The 15,787-nt window shown below is 71.3% G+C and carries 17 protein-coding genes and 1 tRNA gene; 8 read left to right on the top strand and 10 right to left on the bottom strand.

Translation table 11 applies throughout. The features are described 5' to 3' along the window. Window positions 1–33: 33 nt before the first annotated feature. Genes ASG96_RS01500 through ASG96_RS23040 form a run of 5 tightly spaced genes read right to left on the bottom strand, consistent with a single transcriptional unit; the run spans window position 34 to window position 3,064 of the window. Window positions 34–702, bottom strand: coding sequence for a nucleoside/nucleotide kinase family protein (locus ASG96_RS01500; protein WP_056761555.1), 669 nt, complete (start codon window positions 700–702; stop codon window positions 34–36). Between the two features lie 16 nt (window positions 703–718). Beyond that, window positions 719–1,516 (bottom strand): MBL fold metallo-hydrolase, encoded by a 798-nt coding sequence (locus ASG96_RS01495; protein WP_057586164.1) that lies wholly within the window; start codon window positions 1,514–1,516, stop codon window positions 719–721. Between the two features lie 40 nt (window positions 1,517–1,556). After that, complete coding sequence (locus tag ASG96_RS01490; protein WP_057586705.1) at window positions 1,557–2,414, bottom strand: NUDIX hydrolase; 858 nt, start codon at window positions 2,412–2,414, stop codon at window positions 1,557–1,559. Between the two features lie 17 nt (window positions 2,415–2,431). Next, a complete protein-coding gene (locus ASG96_RS01485; protein ID WP_020145788.1) occupies window positions 2,432–2,896 on the bottom strand; it encodes a RidA family protein in 465 nt (154 codons plus the stop codon). 12 nt (window positions 2,897–2,908) lie between these two features. Continuing rightward, window positions 2,909–3,064 (bottom strand): DUF4177 domain-containing protein, encoded by a 156-nt coding sequence (locus tag ASG96_RS23040; protein ID WP_142179199.1) that lies wholly within the window; start codon window positions 3,062–3,064, stop codon window positions 2,909–2,911. Between the two features lie 73 nt (window positions 3,065–3,137). Here ASG96_RS23040 and ASG96_RS01480 point away from each other — a divergent pair, with 73 nt between their 5' ends. The 4 genes from ASG96_RS01480 to ASG96_RS01465 all read left to right on the top strand — a co-directional run bounded on the left by ASG96_RS01480 (window position 3,138) and on the right by ASG96_RS01465 (window position 7,453). After that, window positions 3,138–3,899 (top strand): S9 family peptidase, encoded by a 762-nt coding sequence (locus tag ASG96_RS01480; protein WP_057586703.1) that lies wholly within the window; start codon window positions 3,138–3,140, stop codon window positions 3,897–3,899. Between the two features lie 226 nt (window positions 3,900–4,125). Further along, on the top strand, window positions 4,126–5,046 hold the full coding sequence (locus ASG96_RS01475; RefSeq protein ID WP_162262000.1) for a hypothetical protein: 921 nt from the start codon (window positions 4,126–4,128) through the stop codon (window positions 5,044–5,046). A 170-nt stretch (window positions 5,047–5,216) separates the two neighbouring features. Then, the gene (locus ASG96_RS01470; RefSeq protein ID WP_057586161.1) at window positions 5,217–6,281 is read left to right on the top strand and encodes an ArsA-related P-loop ATPase; all 1,065 of its coding nucleotides are present in this window, start codon (window positions 5,217–5,219) and stop codon (window positions 6,279–6,281) included. Then, the gene (locus ASG96_RS01465; protein ID WP_057586158.1) at window positions 6,278–7,453 is read left to right on the top strand and encodes an ArsA family ATPase; all 1,176 of its coding nucleotides are present in this window, start codon (window positions 6,278–6,280) and stop codon (window positions 7,451–7,453) included. The genes ASG96_RS01470 and ASG96_RS01465 overlap by 4 nt, the downstream gene beginning before the upstream one ends. A gap of 74 nt (window positions 7,454–7,527) precedes the next feature. On the opposite strand, the gene ASG96_RS01460 is transcribed toward ASG96_RS01465, so the two are convergent. Next, window positions 7,528–7,833 (bottom strand): WhiB family transcriptional regulator, encoded by a 306-nt coding sequence (locus tag ASG96_RS01460; protein WP_056761538.1) that lies wholly within the window; start codon window positions 7,831–7,833, stop codon window positions 7,528–7,530. A 284-nt stretch (window positions 7,834–8,117) separates the two neighbouring features. Between ASG96_RS01460 and ASG96_RS01455 the strand changes: the two genes are divergently transcribed. Further along, window positions 8,118–10,559, top strand: coding sequence for a transglycosylase domain-containing protein (locus ASG96_RS01455; RefSeq protein WP_056761536.1), 2,442 nt, complete (start codon window positions 8,118–8,120; stop codon window positions 10,557–10,559). A 162-nt stretch (window positions 10,560–10,721) separates the two neighbouring features. On the opposite strand, the gene ASG96_RS01450 is transcribed toward ASG96_RS01455, so the two are convergent. Further along, window positions 10,722–11,177 carry a GatB/YqeY domain-containing protein gene (locus ASG96_RS01450; protein ID WP_057586156.1) on the bottom strand — a complete coding sequence of 152 codons (456 nt, stop codon included), beginning with the start codon at window positions 11,175–11,177 and terminating at the stop codon, window positions 10,722–10,724. An 80-nt stretch (window positions 11,178–11,257) separates the two neighbouring features. Here ASG96_RS01450 and ASG96_RS01445 point away from each other — a divergent pair, with 80 nt between their 5' ends. Both ASG96_RS01445 and ASG96_RS01440 read left to right on the top strand, forming a co-directional pair. Next, a complete protein-coding gene (locus ASG96_RS01445; RefSeq protein WP_057586154.1) occupies window positions 11,258–12,196 on the top strand; it encodes a metallophosphoesterase in 939 nt (312 codons plus the stop codon). 112 nt (window positions 12,197–12,308) lie between these two features. Then, a tRNA-Pro gene (locus tag ASG96_RS01440) sits at window positions 12,309–12,385 on the top strand. Window positions 12,386–12,617: 232 nt separating this feature from the next. On the opposite strand, the gene ASG96_RS23960 is transcribed toward ASG96_RS01440, so the two are convergent. Together ASG96_RS23960 and ASG96_RS01430 are read right to left on the bottom strand one after the other, a co-directional pair. Further along, window positions 12,618–12,869: a hypothetical protein gene (locus tag ASG96_RS23960; protein WP_056761527.1), complete on the bottom strand. Its 252-nt coding sequence runs from the start codon at window positions 12,867–12,869 to the stop codon at window positions 12,618–12,620. Between the two features lie 194 nt (window positions 12,870–13,063). Further along, complete coding sequence (locus ASG96_RS01430; protein WP_057586152.1) at window positions 13,064–13,579, bottom strand: DinB family protein; 516 nt, start codon at window positions 13,577–13,579, stop codon at window positions 13,064–13,066. Window positions 13,580–13,726: 147 nt separating this feature from the next. On the opposite strand from ASG96_RS01430, the gene ASG96_RS01425 reads away from it, so the two are divergent. Then, window positions 13,727–14,434, top strand: coding sequence for a hypothetical protein (locus ASG96_RS01425; RefSeq protein ID WP_056761522.1), 708 nt, complete (start codon window positions 13,727–13,729; stop codon window positions 14,432–14,434). 21 nt (window positions 14,435–14,455) lie between these two features. Here the strand turns inward: ASG96_RS01425 and ASG96_RS01420 are convergent, their stop codons facing one another. Beyond that, the gene (locus tag ASG96_RS01420; protein ID WP_056761518.1) at window positions 14,456–15,577 is read right to left on the bottom strand and encodes a glutamate--cysteine ligase; all 1,122 of its coding nucleotides are present in this window, start codon (window positions 15,575–15,577) and stop codon (window positions 14,456–14,458) included. Window positions 15,578–15,787: the final 210 nt, after the last annotated feature.

The raw sequence follows: 15,787 nt of genomic DNA, 5'->3' as shown, positions 1-15,787 counted from the left end.
TAAACGCGCCGGCACAACCTGTCGCCGAACACCTCAACCGCTGAGGGACCAGCCGTCCGGCCCGTTGAGCACGACGCGGTCGGCGTCGCCGGTGGCCAGGACGAGCGCCGCGTTGACGTCGTCGTTGCCCGCCACCCAGGCCTCGGCCTCGGCCGGCGCCTTGCCGAACCGGACGTGGCGCTCGAGGAGCCGCGACCGGCGCAGGTCGTCGTCACCCGACACGAGCCAGACCTCGGCGAGCTGGGCCCTGGCCCGCTCCCAACGCTCCTCGGGCAGCAGCAGGTAGTTGCCCTCGGTCACGACGAGACGCGCGCTGGGAGGCACGACCACGGCCGCCGCGACCGGCTGCTCGAGGGTCCGCTCGAAGCCCGGCGCATAGACCCACGTGTCGGGCTGCTCGACGAGACGGCGCAACAGGGCGGCATACCCGTCGGCGTCGAACGTGTCGGGCGCACCCTTGCGCGAGCGCAGACCCAGTCGGTCGAGCTGGGCGTCGGCGAGGTGGAAGCCGTCCATCGGCACCTGCGCGACCCAGCCGTCCCCCTCTCGGGAGGCGACCGCCTCGACGAGGGCCTCGGCCAGGGTCGACTTGCCCGCACCCGGCGCCCCGGCGATGCCGAGCACCACCCGGCGGCGGTCGCCCACGAGCGCCACCGCCGCAGCCGCCAGCTCGTCCATCCCTGCGTCGGTCCCCGCGTCCATGGCCGGAGTCTCGCACTCACGGGTGGGTGCGGAGGTACTCCAGCTGCGCCTGCACCGACAGCTCGGCCGCCGGCCAGACGCTCCGCGGCACGTCGGCGTAGACCTGCTCGACGACGGCGTATGCCGTCTGCGCACCTCGGGCGACCGCGTCACGCACCTGGTCCAGCCGTTCGGCACGGTGCTTCAGGTAGAAGGCCACGGTCGCGGCCGCGTCGGCGACGAACGGCCCGTGGCCAGGGAGCAGGCTCGTGACGTCGCCGGCCCGGGTCAGTGCCTCGATGCGGTCGAGCGAGGCGAGGTAGGACTCGAGGCTGCCGTCGGGCCAGGCGACGACGGTGGTGCCCCGCCCGAGGATCGTGTCGCCGGTGAGGAGGGTGTTGTCGGCCGGCAGCACGAAGGAGAACGAGTCGCTCGTGTGACCCGGCGTCTCGACGGCGAGGATCTCGAGGCCGCCGACGGCGATGGTCTCGCCGGCCCACAGGTCGTCGTGGCCGCGCCCGAACGCCCGGACCGGGGCGCCGGTCAGCTCGTGGAAGCGGTCGGCGCTCTCGGCGTGGTCGTCGTGGCCGTGGGTGAGCAGCGTGAGCGCGACCCGTCGACCGGAGTCGGCGACGCGGCGCAGGACGTGCTGGAGGTGGCCCTCGTCGAGCGGTCCCGGGTCGACGACGACGACCTCGCCGGACCCGGGCTCGGCGAGCAGCCACGTGTTGGTGCCGTCGAGGGTCATCGGCGACGGGTTGGGGCACAGCACGCACTCGGCGCGCTCGCTCGTGACGCCGCCGCGCCAGCCGGGGTCGGCCGCGGTCCCGATCACCGCGCCACCTCCCGAGGCCGACCCGACGGCGTCACCGGGCTCATCGCTCGACGATCTCCATGGCCGCCCCGTCAGGACCGTCGACGACCTCCGGCATGATGAGCGGGAGGGTGTCGCTGTGCACGACGACGTCTGCGGCACAAGGGGCGTCGCGGATCTCCTCCACGCACACGACCGTCGGGGGCAGCATGAGAGCCGACCCGGCGGCATACGCCCTCAGCAGCTCGGCCGGGACCACCCACGTGGCCTGGTCGGCCTCGGTGGTCTCGCCGTCGGCCACCTGGAAGGGCGGCATGAGCGCGGCGAAGAACCACGTGTCGTAGCGCCGCGGCTCGAAGACGGGCGTCAGCCAGTGCGCCTTGGCGACGATGAGGTCGGAGCGCAGGACGAGGCCCTTGTCGCGGAGCACGTCGGCCAGCGAGAGCCGGCGGTCGACGAGGGCGAGACGGATGTCGAGCCACTCCGGCCCGTCGACCATCGCCAGCGGTCCGCTCGCCGACGGGCTCGCGAGGAGCACGCCGCACTCCTCGAAGACCTCGCGGATCGCGGCCGCGACGTACGTCTGCGCCTCGGCGGGCGAGCAGCCGAGCCGGTCGGCCCACTCGGACGGCGACGGGCCGGCCCAGGGCAGACCGATCTCGCCGTCCCGCTCGTCGACGGAGCCACCGGGGAAGACCATCGTGCTCGGCGCGAACTCCATCCCGGAGACGCGCCGGAGCATGAAGACCTCGGGACCGGTGACGCCGCCGATGCCGTCGCCGTCGCGCACGAGCATCACGGTGCTGGCCCGTCGGGGCTCCGCCTCGTCCCAGCGCTCCCCCGCGAGCCAGCGACTGGCCGCGTCGGAGATGCCGGGCGTCGTGGTCAGGGGGAACCGACGACCCGTGGTGCTGGTCACCTGGCGCTCACCTGCGCTCACCGGGCGACGGAGACGATGACCTCGACCTCGACAGGTGCGTCCAGCGGGAGCGCAGCGACACCGACGGCCGAACGGGCATGGATCCCCTTGTCACCAAAGGCTTTGACGAGCAGCTCGCTCGCGCCGTTGATGACCCCGGGCTGGCCGGTGAAGCCCGGGTCGGAGGCGACGAAACCGACGACCTTGACGACACGGGTCACCGTGTCGAGGTCGCCGATCTCGGACTTGATGGCCGCGATCGCGTTGAGGGCACACGTCTCGGCGAGGGACTTGGCGGTCTCGGCGTCGACCTCGGCGCCGACCTTGCCGGTCGCGGCGAGGGAACCGTCGACCATGGGCAGCTGACCCGAAGTGAACACGAGGTCGCCCTCACGGACGACGGGGACGTAGGCGGCGACGGGCGGCACGACCTCGGGCACGGTGAGGCCGAGCTCGGACAGGCGGTCTTCGACTGCAGACATGGCGGTGACTCCTCAGGACTTCGGGCGCTTAAAGTAGGCGACGAGGCTCGTGCCGTCGGGACCGTTGACGATCTGGACGAGCTCCCACCCGTCCGCCCCGAAGTTGTCGAGGATCTGCTTGGTGTTGTGGATCAGAAGCGGTGCGGTGAGGTATTCCCACTGGGTCATGGCCATCACCCTACTCAGTGTCACCACGGCTCTCTCGGGGTGCGTCGGTGGCGCGGGTGACACCATGACGCCCATGACGAGCAGCCCTTCGACGGCGTCCCCCACGAGCGCCTCGACCCGCTCCTACGGCAGCGACGCCGCGCAGGTCTACGACATCCTGCCGCCGGCTGCGGTCGCGCCGGCGGTGACGGCCACGGTCGTCGTCGTCCACGGCGGCTTCTGGCGCGCCGAGTATGACCGCGAGCACGCGCTGCCCGAGGCCCACGCCTTCGCGTCGGCGGGCTACCACGTGGTGCTGGCGGAGTACCGCCGAGTCGGTATGCCGGGTGGCGGCGTCCCCGGAACCCTAGACGACGTGCGCGACCTCCTCGCGTCCGTCGCCGCGCAGCCCGACCTGCCCAAGCCGCTCGTCCTCGTCGGTCACTCGGCCGGGGGTCACCTCGTCGCGTGGGCCGCCGGCCAGTCCTGGGCCCGCGAGCGCAGGATCGCGGGAGTCGTGTCGCTGGCCGGCGTCGTCGACCTTGGTGCTGCGGACCGGCTGCACCTCGGGTCCGACGCGACGCGTGACTTCGTCGGGTCCGGGCCGGGCACGGCCGCGTGGGCCTCGGCCGACCCGATGTCGACCCTTCCGCCGAAGGTGCCGGTGCGGCTCGTCAACGGCACCGACGACGACACCGTGCCGCTGGCCGTGGCCCACGACTACGTCGCGCAGGCGAAGGCCGCCGGCGGCGACGTGACCGAGCAGGTCGTGCCGGGCGCCGACCACTTCGCCGTCATCGACCCGCAGTCCAAGGCGTTCGCATCCGTCCTCGCCGCCGTCCGCTCCCTCACCTGACTGCCCCTGCGCGCGCCGGTTCGAGGTGATCGCGGCAGCCTCGTCGGTCTCGACATCACCTCGACTCGGCGTCGCCTCCCTCGGTTCGAGGTGATCGCGGGGGCCACGGCCGTGCCGACATCACCTCGAACCGGGTGTCCACAGCCCCACCCGGCCGCTGCCTCCCCGTCCACAGGCGTGCGTATGCCGCTCGCCCCGGACCGGGGACACCGCGACCTTGGGACGCATGAAGGGTCCGGAACGACGGCGGATCGCCCGTGAGCTCGCCGAGCGTCACGGCGGGGTCGTGTCGCGGGCGATGCTTCGGTCAGCTGGTATCGAGCGACGTCACGTGGCCTACGAAGTTCGCTTGGAGCGGTGGGTGGTGCACGGCGACGTCACGGTCGCCGTGCACACCCGTCCACTGAGCCGTGAGGAGACCCTGTGGCGTGCCGTCTGGGAGGTCGGGCCGGACGTCGCTGCGCTCGATGGCGTGACAGCGCTTCAGGTCGCCGGACTCGAGCACTACGACGACCCGGCGATCCACTGCTCCGTCGTCCACACTGCCCGTGTGACCTGGCCCCGCGGTGTGGCGCCGCACAAGGTGATCCGGCGCGTCGACGGCGAGGTGATCGAGGTCGGGATCCCCCGGACACGCCCGGCGGTGGCGGCGGTCCGTGCGGCGCACTGGGCCGTCAGCAACCGGCAGGCGGCGCTCATCCTGCTCATGACGGCGCAGCAGGGACTGGCCTCCCCGGAGCAGCTGCTGCGGGCAACCAGGCAGCTCCGGGGCAGACGTCGCAGGGCGTTCGTCAAGGAAGTCGTGCGTGACATCGCGCTCGGTGTGCAGTCGCTGGGCGAGCTCGACTTCGCCCGGCTGTGCCGCGAGCGCGGGCTCCCGGAGCCGGACCGGCAGGTCGTCGTGCGCACCGATCGAGGTCGGGTCTATCTCGACGTCCGCTGGCGCAACGGGCTCGTGGTCGAGATCGACGGCGTCCAGCACCGGCGCGCTCTGGCCGTCTCGGCGGACAACCTCCGCACCAACGCGCTCGTCCTCAAGGGGGACCGCGCGCTCCGCATCGACCTCGTCGGGCTGCGTGTCTTCACCGACGAGTTCATGAGCCAGGTGGCCCAGGGCCACGCCCAGCTCGAGCACCCCGCCGCCTGACGCACCAGCCCGCCCGAGCCGGTTCGAGGTGATCCCGCCACCGGTGCGGCTACCGCGATCACCTCGAACCGGCGGTGGGTCGGCCTCGGTCGAGGTGATTCCGACACCCACGGTGCTACCGGGATCACCTCGAACGGGGGTGGGTGTGGGGCGGGTCCTAGAGTGGACGCGTGACGACCGGCCCCACCTTTGCGCGAGCGCGGTTGCACGTCGTCACCGGCAAGGGCGGCACGGGCAAGACCACGGTCGCCTCGGCGATCGCACTCGCCCTCGCGTCGACACCGGCCCACGTGCTGCTGACCGAGGTCGAGGGCCGCCAGGGCATCAGCCAGACCTTCGACGTGCCCCCGCTCGGCACCGACGAGACCCGCATCGTGCGGCTGCCGGGGGGCGGCGAGGTCGTCGGCCTGTCAATCGAGCCCAAGGCCGCCCTGCTGGAGTACCTCCACCTGTTCTACAAGCTCGGACGCGCGGGCAAGCTCCTCGAGAAGTTCGGCGCCATCGACTTCGCGACCACCATCGCGCCCGGCGTCCGGGACGTCCTGCTCATCGGCAAGATCTACGAGGCCAACCGGCGCCGCCGCGACGGCAAGCACAAGGGCGACGCCGCCCCGGTCTACGACGGCATCGTCCTGGACGCCCCGCCGACGGGACGCATCGGCCGCTTCCTCTCGGTCAACTCCGAGGTCGCCGACCTCGCCCGCGTCGGGCCGATCGCCTCGCAGGCCGGCTCGATCACCCGCCTGCTCGAGTCCGAGCAGACCGTCGTGCACGTCGTGACCCTGCTCGAGGAGATGCCGGTCCAGGAGACGCTCGAGGCCATCGAGGACCTGCGCGCCAAGGGCCTGCACCCGGGGGCGATCATCGTCAACATGGTGCGCGAGCCACTCCTCGACGACACCGCGCTCGAGAAGGCCCGCGAGGGTCGGCTGCACAAGCCCTCGATCCGTACCCAGCTCGGCGAGGCCGGCGTCAAGGCGACGCCCGAGCTCGTCGACGGCCTGCTCGAGGAGGCCCGCGACCACGCCCAGCGCATCGACCTCGAGCGCGAGCAGCTCGCCCTCCTGGAGGCCACCGGGCTTCCGATCGCCTCGCTGCCTGCCCTGCCCGACGGCGTCGACTCCGGCTCGGTCCGCGAGCTCGCCGACCTCCTCGTGCCGCTCTTCGTCCACCACGTCGACCCGCAGCTCTCGCAGGTCGACCCGCACGTCGGTGCCGGCACGGTCGACGCATGAGCCCCGGCCCCGTCTCGAGCAAGGCTCCGGCGCTCGACGTCGACGCGCTCATCGACGACCCCGCGACCCAGATCGTCGTCTGCTGCGGCTCGGGCGGCGTCGGCAAGACGACGACGGCCGCGGCCCTGGGCCTGCGCGCCGCCGAGTCGGGTCGCAAGGTGGTCGTCCTGACGATCGACCCGGCTCGTCGTCTGGCCCAGTCGCTCGGCCTCACCGAGCTCGACAACACACCCCGGCCGGTCACCGACATCGACACCTCCGCGGGCGGCAGCCTCCACGCGATGATGCTCGACATGAAGCGGACCTTCGACGAGGTCGTCATCGCCCACTCCGAGCCGGGCAAGGCCGAGCAGATCCTCGCCAACCCCTTCTACCAGGCCGTGAGCAGCTCCTTCGCCGGCACGCAGGAGTACATGGCGATGGAGAAGCTCGGGCAGCTCAAGGCCAGCGCCGGCACCGAGGACGCCCCGTGGGACCTCATCGTCGTCGACACCCCGCCGTCCCGGTCGGCCCTGGACTTCCTCGACGCCCCCAACCGGCTCGGCAGCTTCCTCGACGGACGGTTCATCCGCCTGCTCACGGCGCCGGCCAAGGCGGGCGGCCGCGCAGGCCTCAAGGTCTTCGGCGTCGGCGTGCAGATCGTGACCGGGGCGATGACGAAGATCCTCGGCGGCCAGATGCTCAGCGACGTCCAGACCTTCGTCAACGCCCTCGACACGATGTTCGGCGGCTTCCGCGAGCGCGCCGACGAGACGTACCGGCTGCTGTCCGAGCAGGGCACGGCCTTCCTCGTCGTCGCCGCACCCGAGCGCGACGCGCTCCGCGAGGCGTCCTACTTCGTCGACCGCCTCGAGGCGGACGGTATGCCGCTCGCCGGGCTCGTCGTCAACCGCATCGGCCGCGTCTCGGCGACCGGAGTCACCCCGTCACGGGCGCTCGCCGCCGCGGAGTCGCTCGAGGAGGGCGGGGGTCCGAAGTCGGCGTCGAACGCCGCCGGCCTGCTGCGGCTCCACGCATCGCTCGTGCGCACGGCCGAGCGACAGCGGGAGCTCGCGGACCGCTTCTCACGGTCACACCCCGGCATACCCGTGGTGCACGTGCCCGCGCTGGGACGCGACGTCCACGACCTCGACAGCCTGCGCGAGATCGGACACGCGCTAGCGGGGTCGTGAACCACCCCTCAGGTGGCCACGGCCCCGCTCACGTATGGCTCGTGCGACCGGAGACCGGTCGGTGTGGATGCGGCTCAGTCGTGCTTGACCTGTGAGGCCATGCCCGCCCGGAGCGCCGACTTCCACGAGGTGATGTCCGGCCGCTTGCGCAGCAGGGCCCGACGCTCGCGCTCGGTCATGCCTCCCCAGACGCCGAACTCGGTCCGGTTGTCGAGAGCCTCGGCCAGGCACTGCGCGAGGACCGGACACGTCTTGCAGACGGCCTTCGCGTCGTGCTGGGCCTTGCCTCGGACGAACAGAGCATCCGGGTCCGTGCCTGAACAGCTGGCCTGACTGGCCCACTCGTCCACCCACGGATCCACGATTGCGACAGCACTCATTGTTTACCCCTCCCCGCCCGGCGCCTCCCATGACATCCGGACTGACCGCGGACCGTCCCACCGATCCTGATCAAGTGGACCCCCCTAAGGCCCAAACGAGACATTACGAGCGCTGGCCCCGGCCCGACATAGCACCTATGGACCATTTAGTTGAGACGGTGACTAGTCACCTCGGGGCCGGCGCCATGGTCATCCGAGGCGCGAACGGCCCGTTTGAGACACCCGCAGACCCGGGTGGCTGCGGAGAAACTGTGGCCATAGGGTGAGCGGTTACCCTTGGGCCCATGTCTTCACGCACTACCTCGATCGGCGGCGTCATCAGCCTGCTCGGCGCGTTCCTCGCGTCCGCGCTCGTGCTCGGCCTGCTCGCCGCCGGCCTGGTGATGCCCGCGGTGGGCGCCACGGGTGCCCTCGCCCGCAGCGGGGTCGACGTCTTCAACGAGCTCCCGAGCGAGTTCACGACCGACCCGCTGGCCCAGACCTCGCGCATCCTCGCGGCCGACGGCACCGTCATCGCCACGCCGCAGGAGCAGAACCGCACGGTCGTGCCGCTGACCAGGATCGCGCCGATCATGCGCGAGGCCCAGGTCGCGATCGAGGACCACCGCTTCTACGACCACGGTGGCATCGACATCCAGGGCACCGCCCGCGCCGTCATCTCCAACCTGCGCAACGGCTCCTCGGTCGGCGCCTCGTCGCTCACCCAGCAGTACGTCAAGATCTCGCTCCAGTACTCCGCCCTCAGCTCCGGCAACGAGGAGGCGGCCGCCGAGGCCGTCAAGAAGGACTACATGCGCAAGCTCAAGGAGCTGAAGTACGCCATCACGCTGGAGAAGAAGCTGTCGAAGGACCAGATCCTCGAGGGCTACCTCAACCTCGTCTACTACGGCGACCGCGCCTACGGCGTCGAGGCCGCGGCCCAGCACTACTTCAGCGTCCCGGCGAGCAGGCTGAGCCTGTCCCAGGCGGCGCTCCTCGCCGGACTGACGCAGAACCCCGGCACGACGGACCCCGTGAACTTCCCGAAGAAGGCCGTGGCCCGACGCAACGTCGTGCTCGACCGCATGCACGAGCTCGGCAAGATCACCGACAAGCAGTGGCAGGCCGCCAAGAAGCGCACGCTCAAGCAGGACATGCGCGTGACGCAGCCCAAGAGCACGTGCCTCGCCTCGCCCTACCCGTACTGGTGCGACTTCATCGTCAACTACGCCCTGGCCATGCCGCAGCTCGGCAAGACGGTCGAGGAGCGCAAGCGCACCCTCTACCGCGGCGGCGTCACCATCACGACGACCCTCGACCCCAAGCTGCAGGACTACGCGCAGAAGGAGATCACCAAGAAGGTGCCGATCGGCAACAAGGCCCGCATCGGTTCCGCGGCCTACGTCGCCGACCCCAACACCGGCAAGGTGCTTGCCTTCGCCCAGAACACCTCGTACTCCGTCAGCAAGGACGCCGGCGGTGAGACGGGCATCAACTGGGCGCTCGACAAGAAGTACGGCGGGTCCGGCGGCTTCCAGTTCGGCTCGACGGCCAAGGCGTTCGCTCTGGTGACGGCCATGCAGTCCGGCATGAACACGAAGTCGTCGGTCGACGCCAAGGCCGCCGGCGGCGAGAGCAAGGCGACGTACACGCCCAAGGAGTGGCCCGGCGGCACCAAGAACTGCGGCCCGGGTGAGCCCTGGAAGGTCCGCAACGACACCCCGTTCAAGGGCGGCAAGATCTCGCTCATGGAGGCGACGGCGCTGTCGACCAACACCGCGTTCGTCGCCCTCGTCGAGCAGCTCGGCGGCTGCAAGGTCCGCGACACGATGATCCGTCTCGGGCTGCACCGCGCTGACGGCCAGACGATCGGCAAGTACGCCCCGCAGTACATCCTCGGTGGCGACGACGTCTCCCCGCAGGGCGTCGCGCACGCCTACGGCGTGCTCGCAGCCGAGGGCAAGAAGTGCCCGATGGTCGCCGTCACGAAGATCACGCAAGGCGGCAAGAACATCGCGCTGCCGGCCTCCAAGTGCGACCAGGTCGTCGAGCCCGACGTCGCACGCGCCACCGACAAGTTCCTCGAGTACAACATGACCAACGGGTCGGGCATCCGCAACCAGCTCGACGACGGCAACCGCCAGTCGGCCGGCAAGACCGGAACGGCGAACAACAACAACGAGTCGTGGTTCGTGGGCTACACGCCGCAGCTCGTGACGGCGGTCTGGGTCGGCACGCCGTACGACCCGGTGACGCGAGTCATGAAGAACGTCCGCGTCGGCGGCGAGTTCTACCCGGTCATGCACGGTGCAGCCATCGCTGCACCGATCTGGAAGGCCATCATGAACAGGGCCCTCGACGGCCAGCCCGACGTCAAGTTCGGCGAACCGTCGGACAAGCTGCTCAAGGGCGACCAGGTCGACATCCCGAGCGTCACGGGCATGTCGGTCGGCGATGCCATCACGACGCTCCAGGCGGCCGGCTTCTCCGCGGGCGTCGGCGGCACGATGAGCTCGTCGGTGCCGAACGGCCTCGTCGCCGGGACCTCGCCCTACGGCCAGGCGCCGAGCGGCAGCTTCGTGACGATCTACACCTCACGCGGCGCTGACCGGCAGCAGCTCCCCCAGCCCCAGACGACCATCATCAAACCAGGCGGCACGGGCGGCACCGGCGGCACCGGAGGTGGCGGCAACACCGGGCCCGGCAAACCGGGCGGCAAACCGACGAAGCCACCAGGCCGCGGCTGACCCAGCGATGACGAAGGCCCGACGCGATCCGCGTCGGGCCTTCGTCGTCTTCGGTGCAGCGGGCATCACGGCCCACGCGTGACGCGCGTCGCAGCGCTCCCGTCGGCGCCACCGCCTCGCGAGGATGATCATCACGGTGCCGCACAGCGCGGGCAGCCGGAGTCAGCCGGCCAGGACGCGGCGCACGATGGCAGCGACGCGTCCACCCTCGGCGCGGCCGGCCACGGCAGCGTTGGCGGCCTTCATCGCGAGTCCCATCTGCGGCATACCCGTGGCTCCGGAGGCCGTGACGGTCTCGCGGACGATCGCCTCGAGCTCGTCGTCGCCGAGCTGCTTCGGGAGGTACGCCTCGAGGACGGCGAGCTCGGCGTCCTCCTTGGCCGCGAGCTCCGGGCGTCCCGCGCCGACGTATGCCGTGGCGGCCTCGCGTCGCTTCTTGGCCTCCTTGGTGAGGACCTTGAGCACGTCGTCGTCGGTGAGCTCGCGGTGCTCGGTGCCGGCGACCTCCTCGTTCGTGACGGCAGTGAGGGCCATCCGCAGCGAGCCGGCCCGGACCTGGTCGCGCTCGCGCATCGCGGACGTGAGGTCGGACTTCAGCTGCTCCTTGAGGGTGCTCATGGGGCCAGTCTGTCAGGTCGGCCACGCGGGGCCCGACGGGTTTGTCAGGGGTCGCGCCCCCGGGTGCGAGGATGGGCCCCATGCGTGCCGTGACCAAGACCGTCCTGGGCCTGGGGATCGCCGGCGCCGGGGTGCTCGGCTGGGCCTCGCTCGTCGAGCGCAACGCCTTCGTGCTGCGTCGTTTCGACGTGCCGGTGCTGCCTGACGGCGCAGAGCCGCTGCGGGTGCTGCACCTGTCCGACCTGCACCTGCTGCCGCGCCAGCGCGCGAAGCGCTCGTGGGTGCACGGCCTCGCGTCGCTCGACCCCGACCTCGTCATCACGACGGGCGACAACATCGCGGCGCCCGATGCGGTGCCCGCCCTGCTCGACGCGTACGACCGGCTCCTCGGCATCCCCGGCGTCTTCGTCCTCGGGTCCAACGACTACTTCGCCCCGAAGCTGAAGAACCCCCTCGGCTACCTGACCCGCAACTTCGCGAAGGGCATCGGCACGACGCAGCGGCTCCCCACCGCCGACCTCGTGCGCGGCCTCGGCTCTCGCGGCTGGGTCGACCTGACGAACCGTCGCGACTCGCTCACCGTGCGCGGCCTGCGGATCGACGTCCGCGGCGTCGACGACCCCCACCTCGGCTACGACCGCCTCGACCTCGTGCGCGGTCCGGCCTCGCCCGACGCGGACCTGACGCTCGGCGTGACGCACGCGCCCTACCAGCGGGTGCTCGACGCGTACGCCTCCGACGGCGCCGCCCTCATCGTCGCCGGCCACACCCACGGCGGGCAGGTCTGCGTGCCCGGCTACGGCGCGCTCGTGACGAACTGCGACCTCGACACCGGCCGCGTCAAGGGACTGTCGCGCTGGTGGCCGGGCGCCGGGTCCCGGCCGTCGTCGCAGGCTCCCGAGGGCGCCGCGTGGCTCGAGGTGTCCGCCGGGCTGGGCACCGCGCCCACCGCTCCCGTACGCCTGGCCTGTCGTCCCGAGGCAACTTTCCTGACGCTCGTCCCCCGCTCGCAGGGCTAGACCCGTACGGTCCTCGTGGCGGTCGACGAGCCCGATTCGGAGATGGGCGGGGGGCTGCGCTAGCATCTCTCCTTGCTGCCTCCGGTCCACGGATCAGGGGTAGATGCAGCACCGGGGTGTGGCGCAGCTTGGTAGCGCGCTTCGTTCGGGACGAAGAGGTCGCAGGTTCAAATCCTGTCACCCCGACCATCCGAAGGGCTTGGTGGAGAGCGACGGAGTCGCCTTCCACCAGGCCCTTCGTCATGGCCGGGGACGACGTCGAGCAGCCTCGCGTGCAGGTGGCCGTGATCACCACGCGTCAGGTCGAGCATCCCGGTCAGCGCACGGGCCGGGTCGCTGATCGTCCTGGCCGCCAGATGTGCTCGTCCAGGTCAGTCGCCATCTCCTGGTCGAGTTCCAGGGCAGCGGCAGATGAGGAGCCTCAGTGTTCGACGACGTGGTCGCCGTGCTGGTAGTGGCGGTGCCCATCGTGCAGGTGATCCACGTGGTTGCCATGCTGGACCGTCTCGCAACCGTCACCCTCGGCGTGCACGTGGCCGTGGTCGGTGTGCACGGCCTGCTCGGCGTGACGTTCGGAGCCATGGACGTGGTCGAGGTGGTCGCCATGCTCGACGGTCTCGCAGCCGTCGTCAGGAACGTGCTCATGGTCGGACGCGATCGTGTGATCGGACATATTTCCTCCAGGGACCAGACGGTTCACCCGAATCCTCCTCCAGCCATCCGGGGGGGCGTCAAGGGTGAGTCGCGACCGGTTTCGCTGGTGTCTTCAGTCACGGCGTGGCAGCCATGCATCGGGAGCGGCCTGCCACCTCTGCCGAGGCAGCGCAGCACCACGGCCGCCATCGCCCGGCTCGGCGGTGTCGAGCCCTACCGGTCCGTCCGGCCGTCGATGCACTCCCGCAGCAGGTCGGCGTGCCCGATGTGCTGGGCGTACTCCGAGATCATGTGGCCCACGACGGCCCGCACGGACATCTGCCCGCTGCCGGTCGCGAGGACCTCGTCCAGCGAGATCGTCGCGAGCGCCGCCTCGGCCAGCCGGCACTCCTCGACCAGCCGCGCGTAGTCGGCCTGGGCGCGAGCGGGGTCGAGGTCCTCGAAGTCGGCGTCCGGCCCGAGCGCCGGGTCGTACATGGGCTCGAGCTCCTCCCCGCCGATGAACTCGCGGAACCACCCGCGCTCGACCTTGGCCATGTGCCTGACCAGCCCGAGCAACGACAGGTTGGACGGCGGGACGGAGCGCTCCGCGAGCTGCTCGCCGGTCAGGCCGACGCACTTGTCGAGCAGCACCGCCCGTCGCCAGGCGAGCCTGGCCTCGAGGAGTGTCCGCTCGTCCCCCACGGGCTCGAACTGCGGCAACGACACCTCGGGCGCGGTCCACGTCATCCCGCCATCCTCACAGCAAGCCCCGCCGCCTGCCGTGGAGACCTGCCGGCACCGACCGAAAACCTCGTGTGTCGAGCTCGACCCGGCGCGAGACTGGTGCGGAGGTGCCGGCTCGGCGTCCGGCCCCGAGCACGGACGGAGACCACGATGAGCGACGAGCCGCCTTCGGCACGCCAGTCCGCCGACCCCGAGGGGCCCGGCACCCCTCCCCGCCTGCGCGACTCGACGACGCCGGGCCTGCCGGTCTATCTCTCGACGGAGCACTGGAGCCTGCTCGGCACCCGCTCGATGACGTGGTCGGAGATCATGAGCCGGATCACGATCTACCTCACCGTCGTGTCCGCCTTCCTGGTCGTGCTGGCGCTGACCGCGCAGGCCACTGGCTTCGGCACGCCGTTCCGGGTCATGGCCATCGGATTCGCGGCGGCCGCCCTGGTCATGGGCTCGCTGACGGCGATCAGGGTCAACCTCGCGAGCCGGGAGGATGCCGACCTGATCCGGGCGATGAACCGGCTGCGGCACGCCTACGTCGAGCTCGCCCCGGAGATCGCGCCCTACCTGACGGCGTCGGTCCATGACGACGACCGCGGGCTCATGCAGACCTACTCGCTGGGCTACCGTCGCAACCTCGTGCTGCACATCGTGGGCAGCACCGCGTTCTTCCTCATGGTCGTCAACGGGATCGTGGCCGGCACCCTCGGTGCCCTCATCGCCGACGTCGCCGGAGCGGGCACCGCGGTCGTCTCGCTCGTGGGGGCCGCCTCCGGTGTCGGCTACGTCATCGGCCACATGGAGATCGCGCGTCGGGTCTTCGCCGGCCCTATCGACGACGTCCGTTTCCCCGCCCCGGACTGACGCGGGGCGGCAGGGCTCGCGCTAGTCCTCCTCGTTCAGGGCCGTCGCGCGCACCGACTCGGCGACGACGTCGACGAGCTGTCCGGTGCGCGCGAGCATGGCGCGCTGCCGCGCGGCGCCGTTGCCCTCCGCGCGCACCCGCGCGAGCCCCTCCTGCACGGCCGCGAGGTCGCCGGCTGCCTCCAGCGCCGGGCCCACGTGGTCGAGGAGCGCGTCGAGCACCGTCCAGCTCGGCGCGGGCAGACCGGTCCTCCAGTCGAGCAGGTGGCCGTCGAGCCCGTCACGCCCGGCCTGCCACGTCGCGAGCCTGATCATCGGGGTCCGCACGTCGGGCGGCCTCGTCCCCGAGGCCCACTCCTGCGCGGCCGTCTCGACGAGCCCACGGCACAGGGCGGCCACGACGACGGCCTCCTCGACGGTGAAGCACACATCCGCGGCCCGGACCTCGACGGTCGGGTAGTGCTCCGCGAGCCGGGCGACGAAGTAGACCATCCCCTCGTCGAGGATCACCGACGACAGCACCATGTCGCGCACGAGGCGGTGGTACGCGTCCGCCGAGCCGAAGACACCCGTGGGCCCCCACGACGGCCACCTCGCGAGCGCCTGGCTCCGGTAGCTCGCGTAGCCCGAGTCCTCGCCGTTCCAGAAGGGCGAGTTGGCGCTGAGGGCGAGCAGGGTCGGCAGCCAGACGCGGATCCGGTCGAGAACGGCGACGCCCTCCTCGTCGCTCTCGACGGAGACGTGGACGTGGCAGCCGCAGATCAGGTGCTCGCGGGCGGTGAGCTGGTAGCGGTCCTCCAGCCACGCATATCGCTCCGACTTCACCGCGACCGGGTGCACGGGCAGCGGCGAGGTGGCGAGCGCGGCGACGCTCGACCCGGTCCCACGGGCGGCCACGACGGCCTCGGAGCGCCAGTGCCTGACCTCGGTGCGCAGCGTCGCGAGGTCGGCGGTCGGCGCGGTGTGCATCTCGATCTGCTGCTGCTGGAACTCCCCCTCGACGGCCCCGTGCACGCCGGCGCCCGTGACCTCCTGCTGACGGTGTGCGGCGCGCACGAGCAGCTGCCCCTGGACCGACCGCGGACGGCCGTCGTGGACGTCGACGAGCAGCATCTCCTCCTCGACACCGAGGGTCCGCACCATGGCGCTCCTTCCGGAACACGACCGAGGACGTATGCCGTGTGGCCCGGTGGCGCTCGAGGCGCCCGGTGGCGCCCGGCGCGCCGGACGGCATACGCCCGTTGCTCCGCGTGACCAGTCTGGCCTGCGGTCGGCGCCTGCGGGGAGGGACGAGGGGCCCGGATGTCGGGACGGTGGGAATGAACCGCGCTCGCGTGCGTTGTCCCTCTTTGT

Origin of the sequence: Terrabacter sp. Soil810, from assembly GCF_001429645.1 — a bacterium.
Classification (GTDB): Bacteria; Actinomycetota; Actinomycetes; order Actinomycetales; family Dermatophilaceae; genus Terrabacter.
The sequence above is the reverse complement of the archived record's forward strand: the minus strand, read 5'-3'. Positions and strand labels throughout refer to the sequence as shown.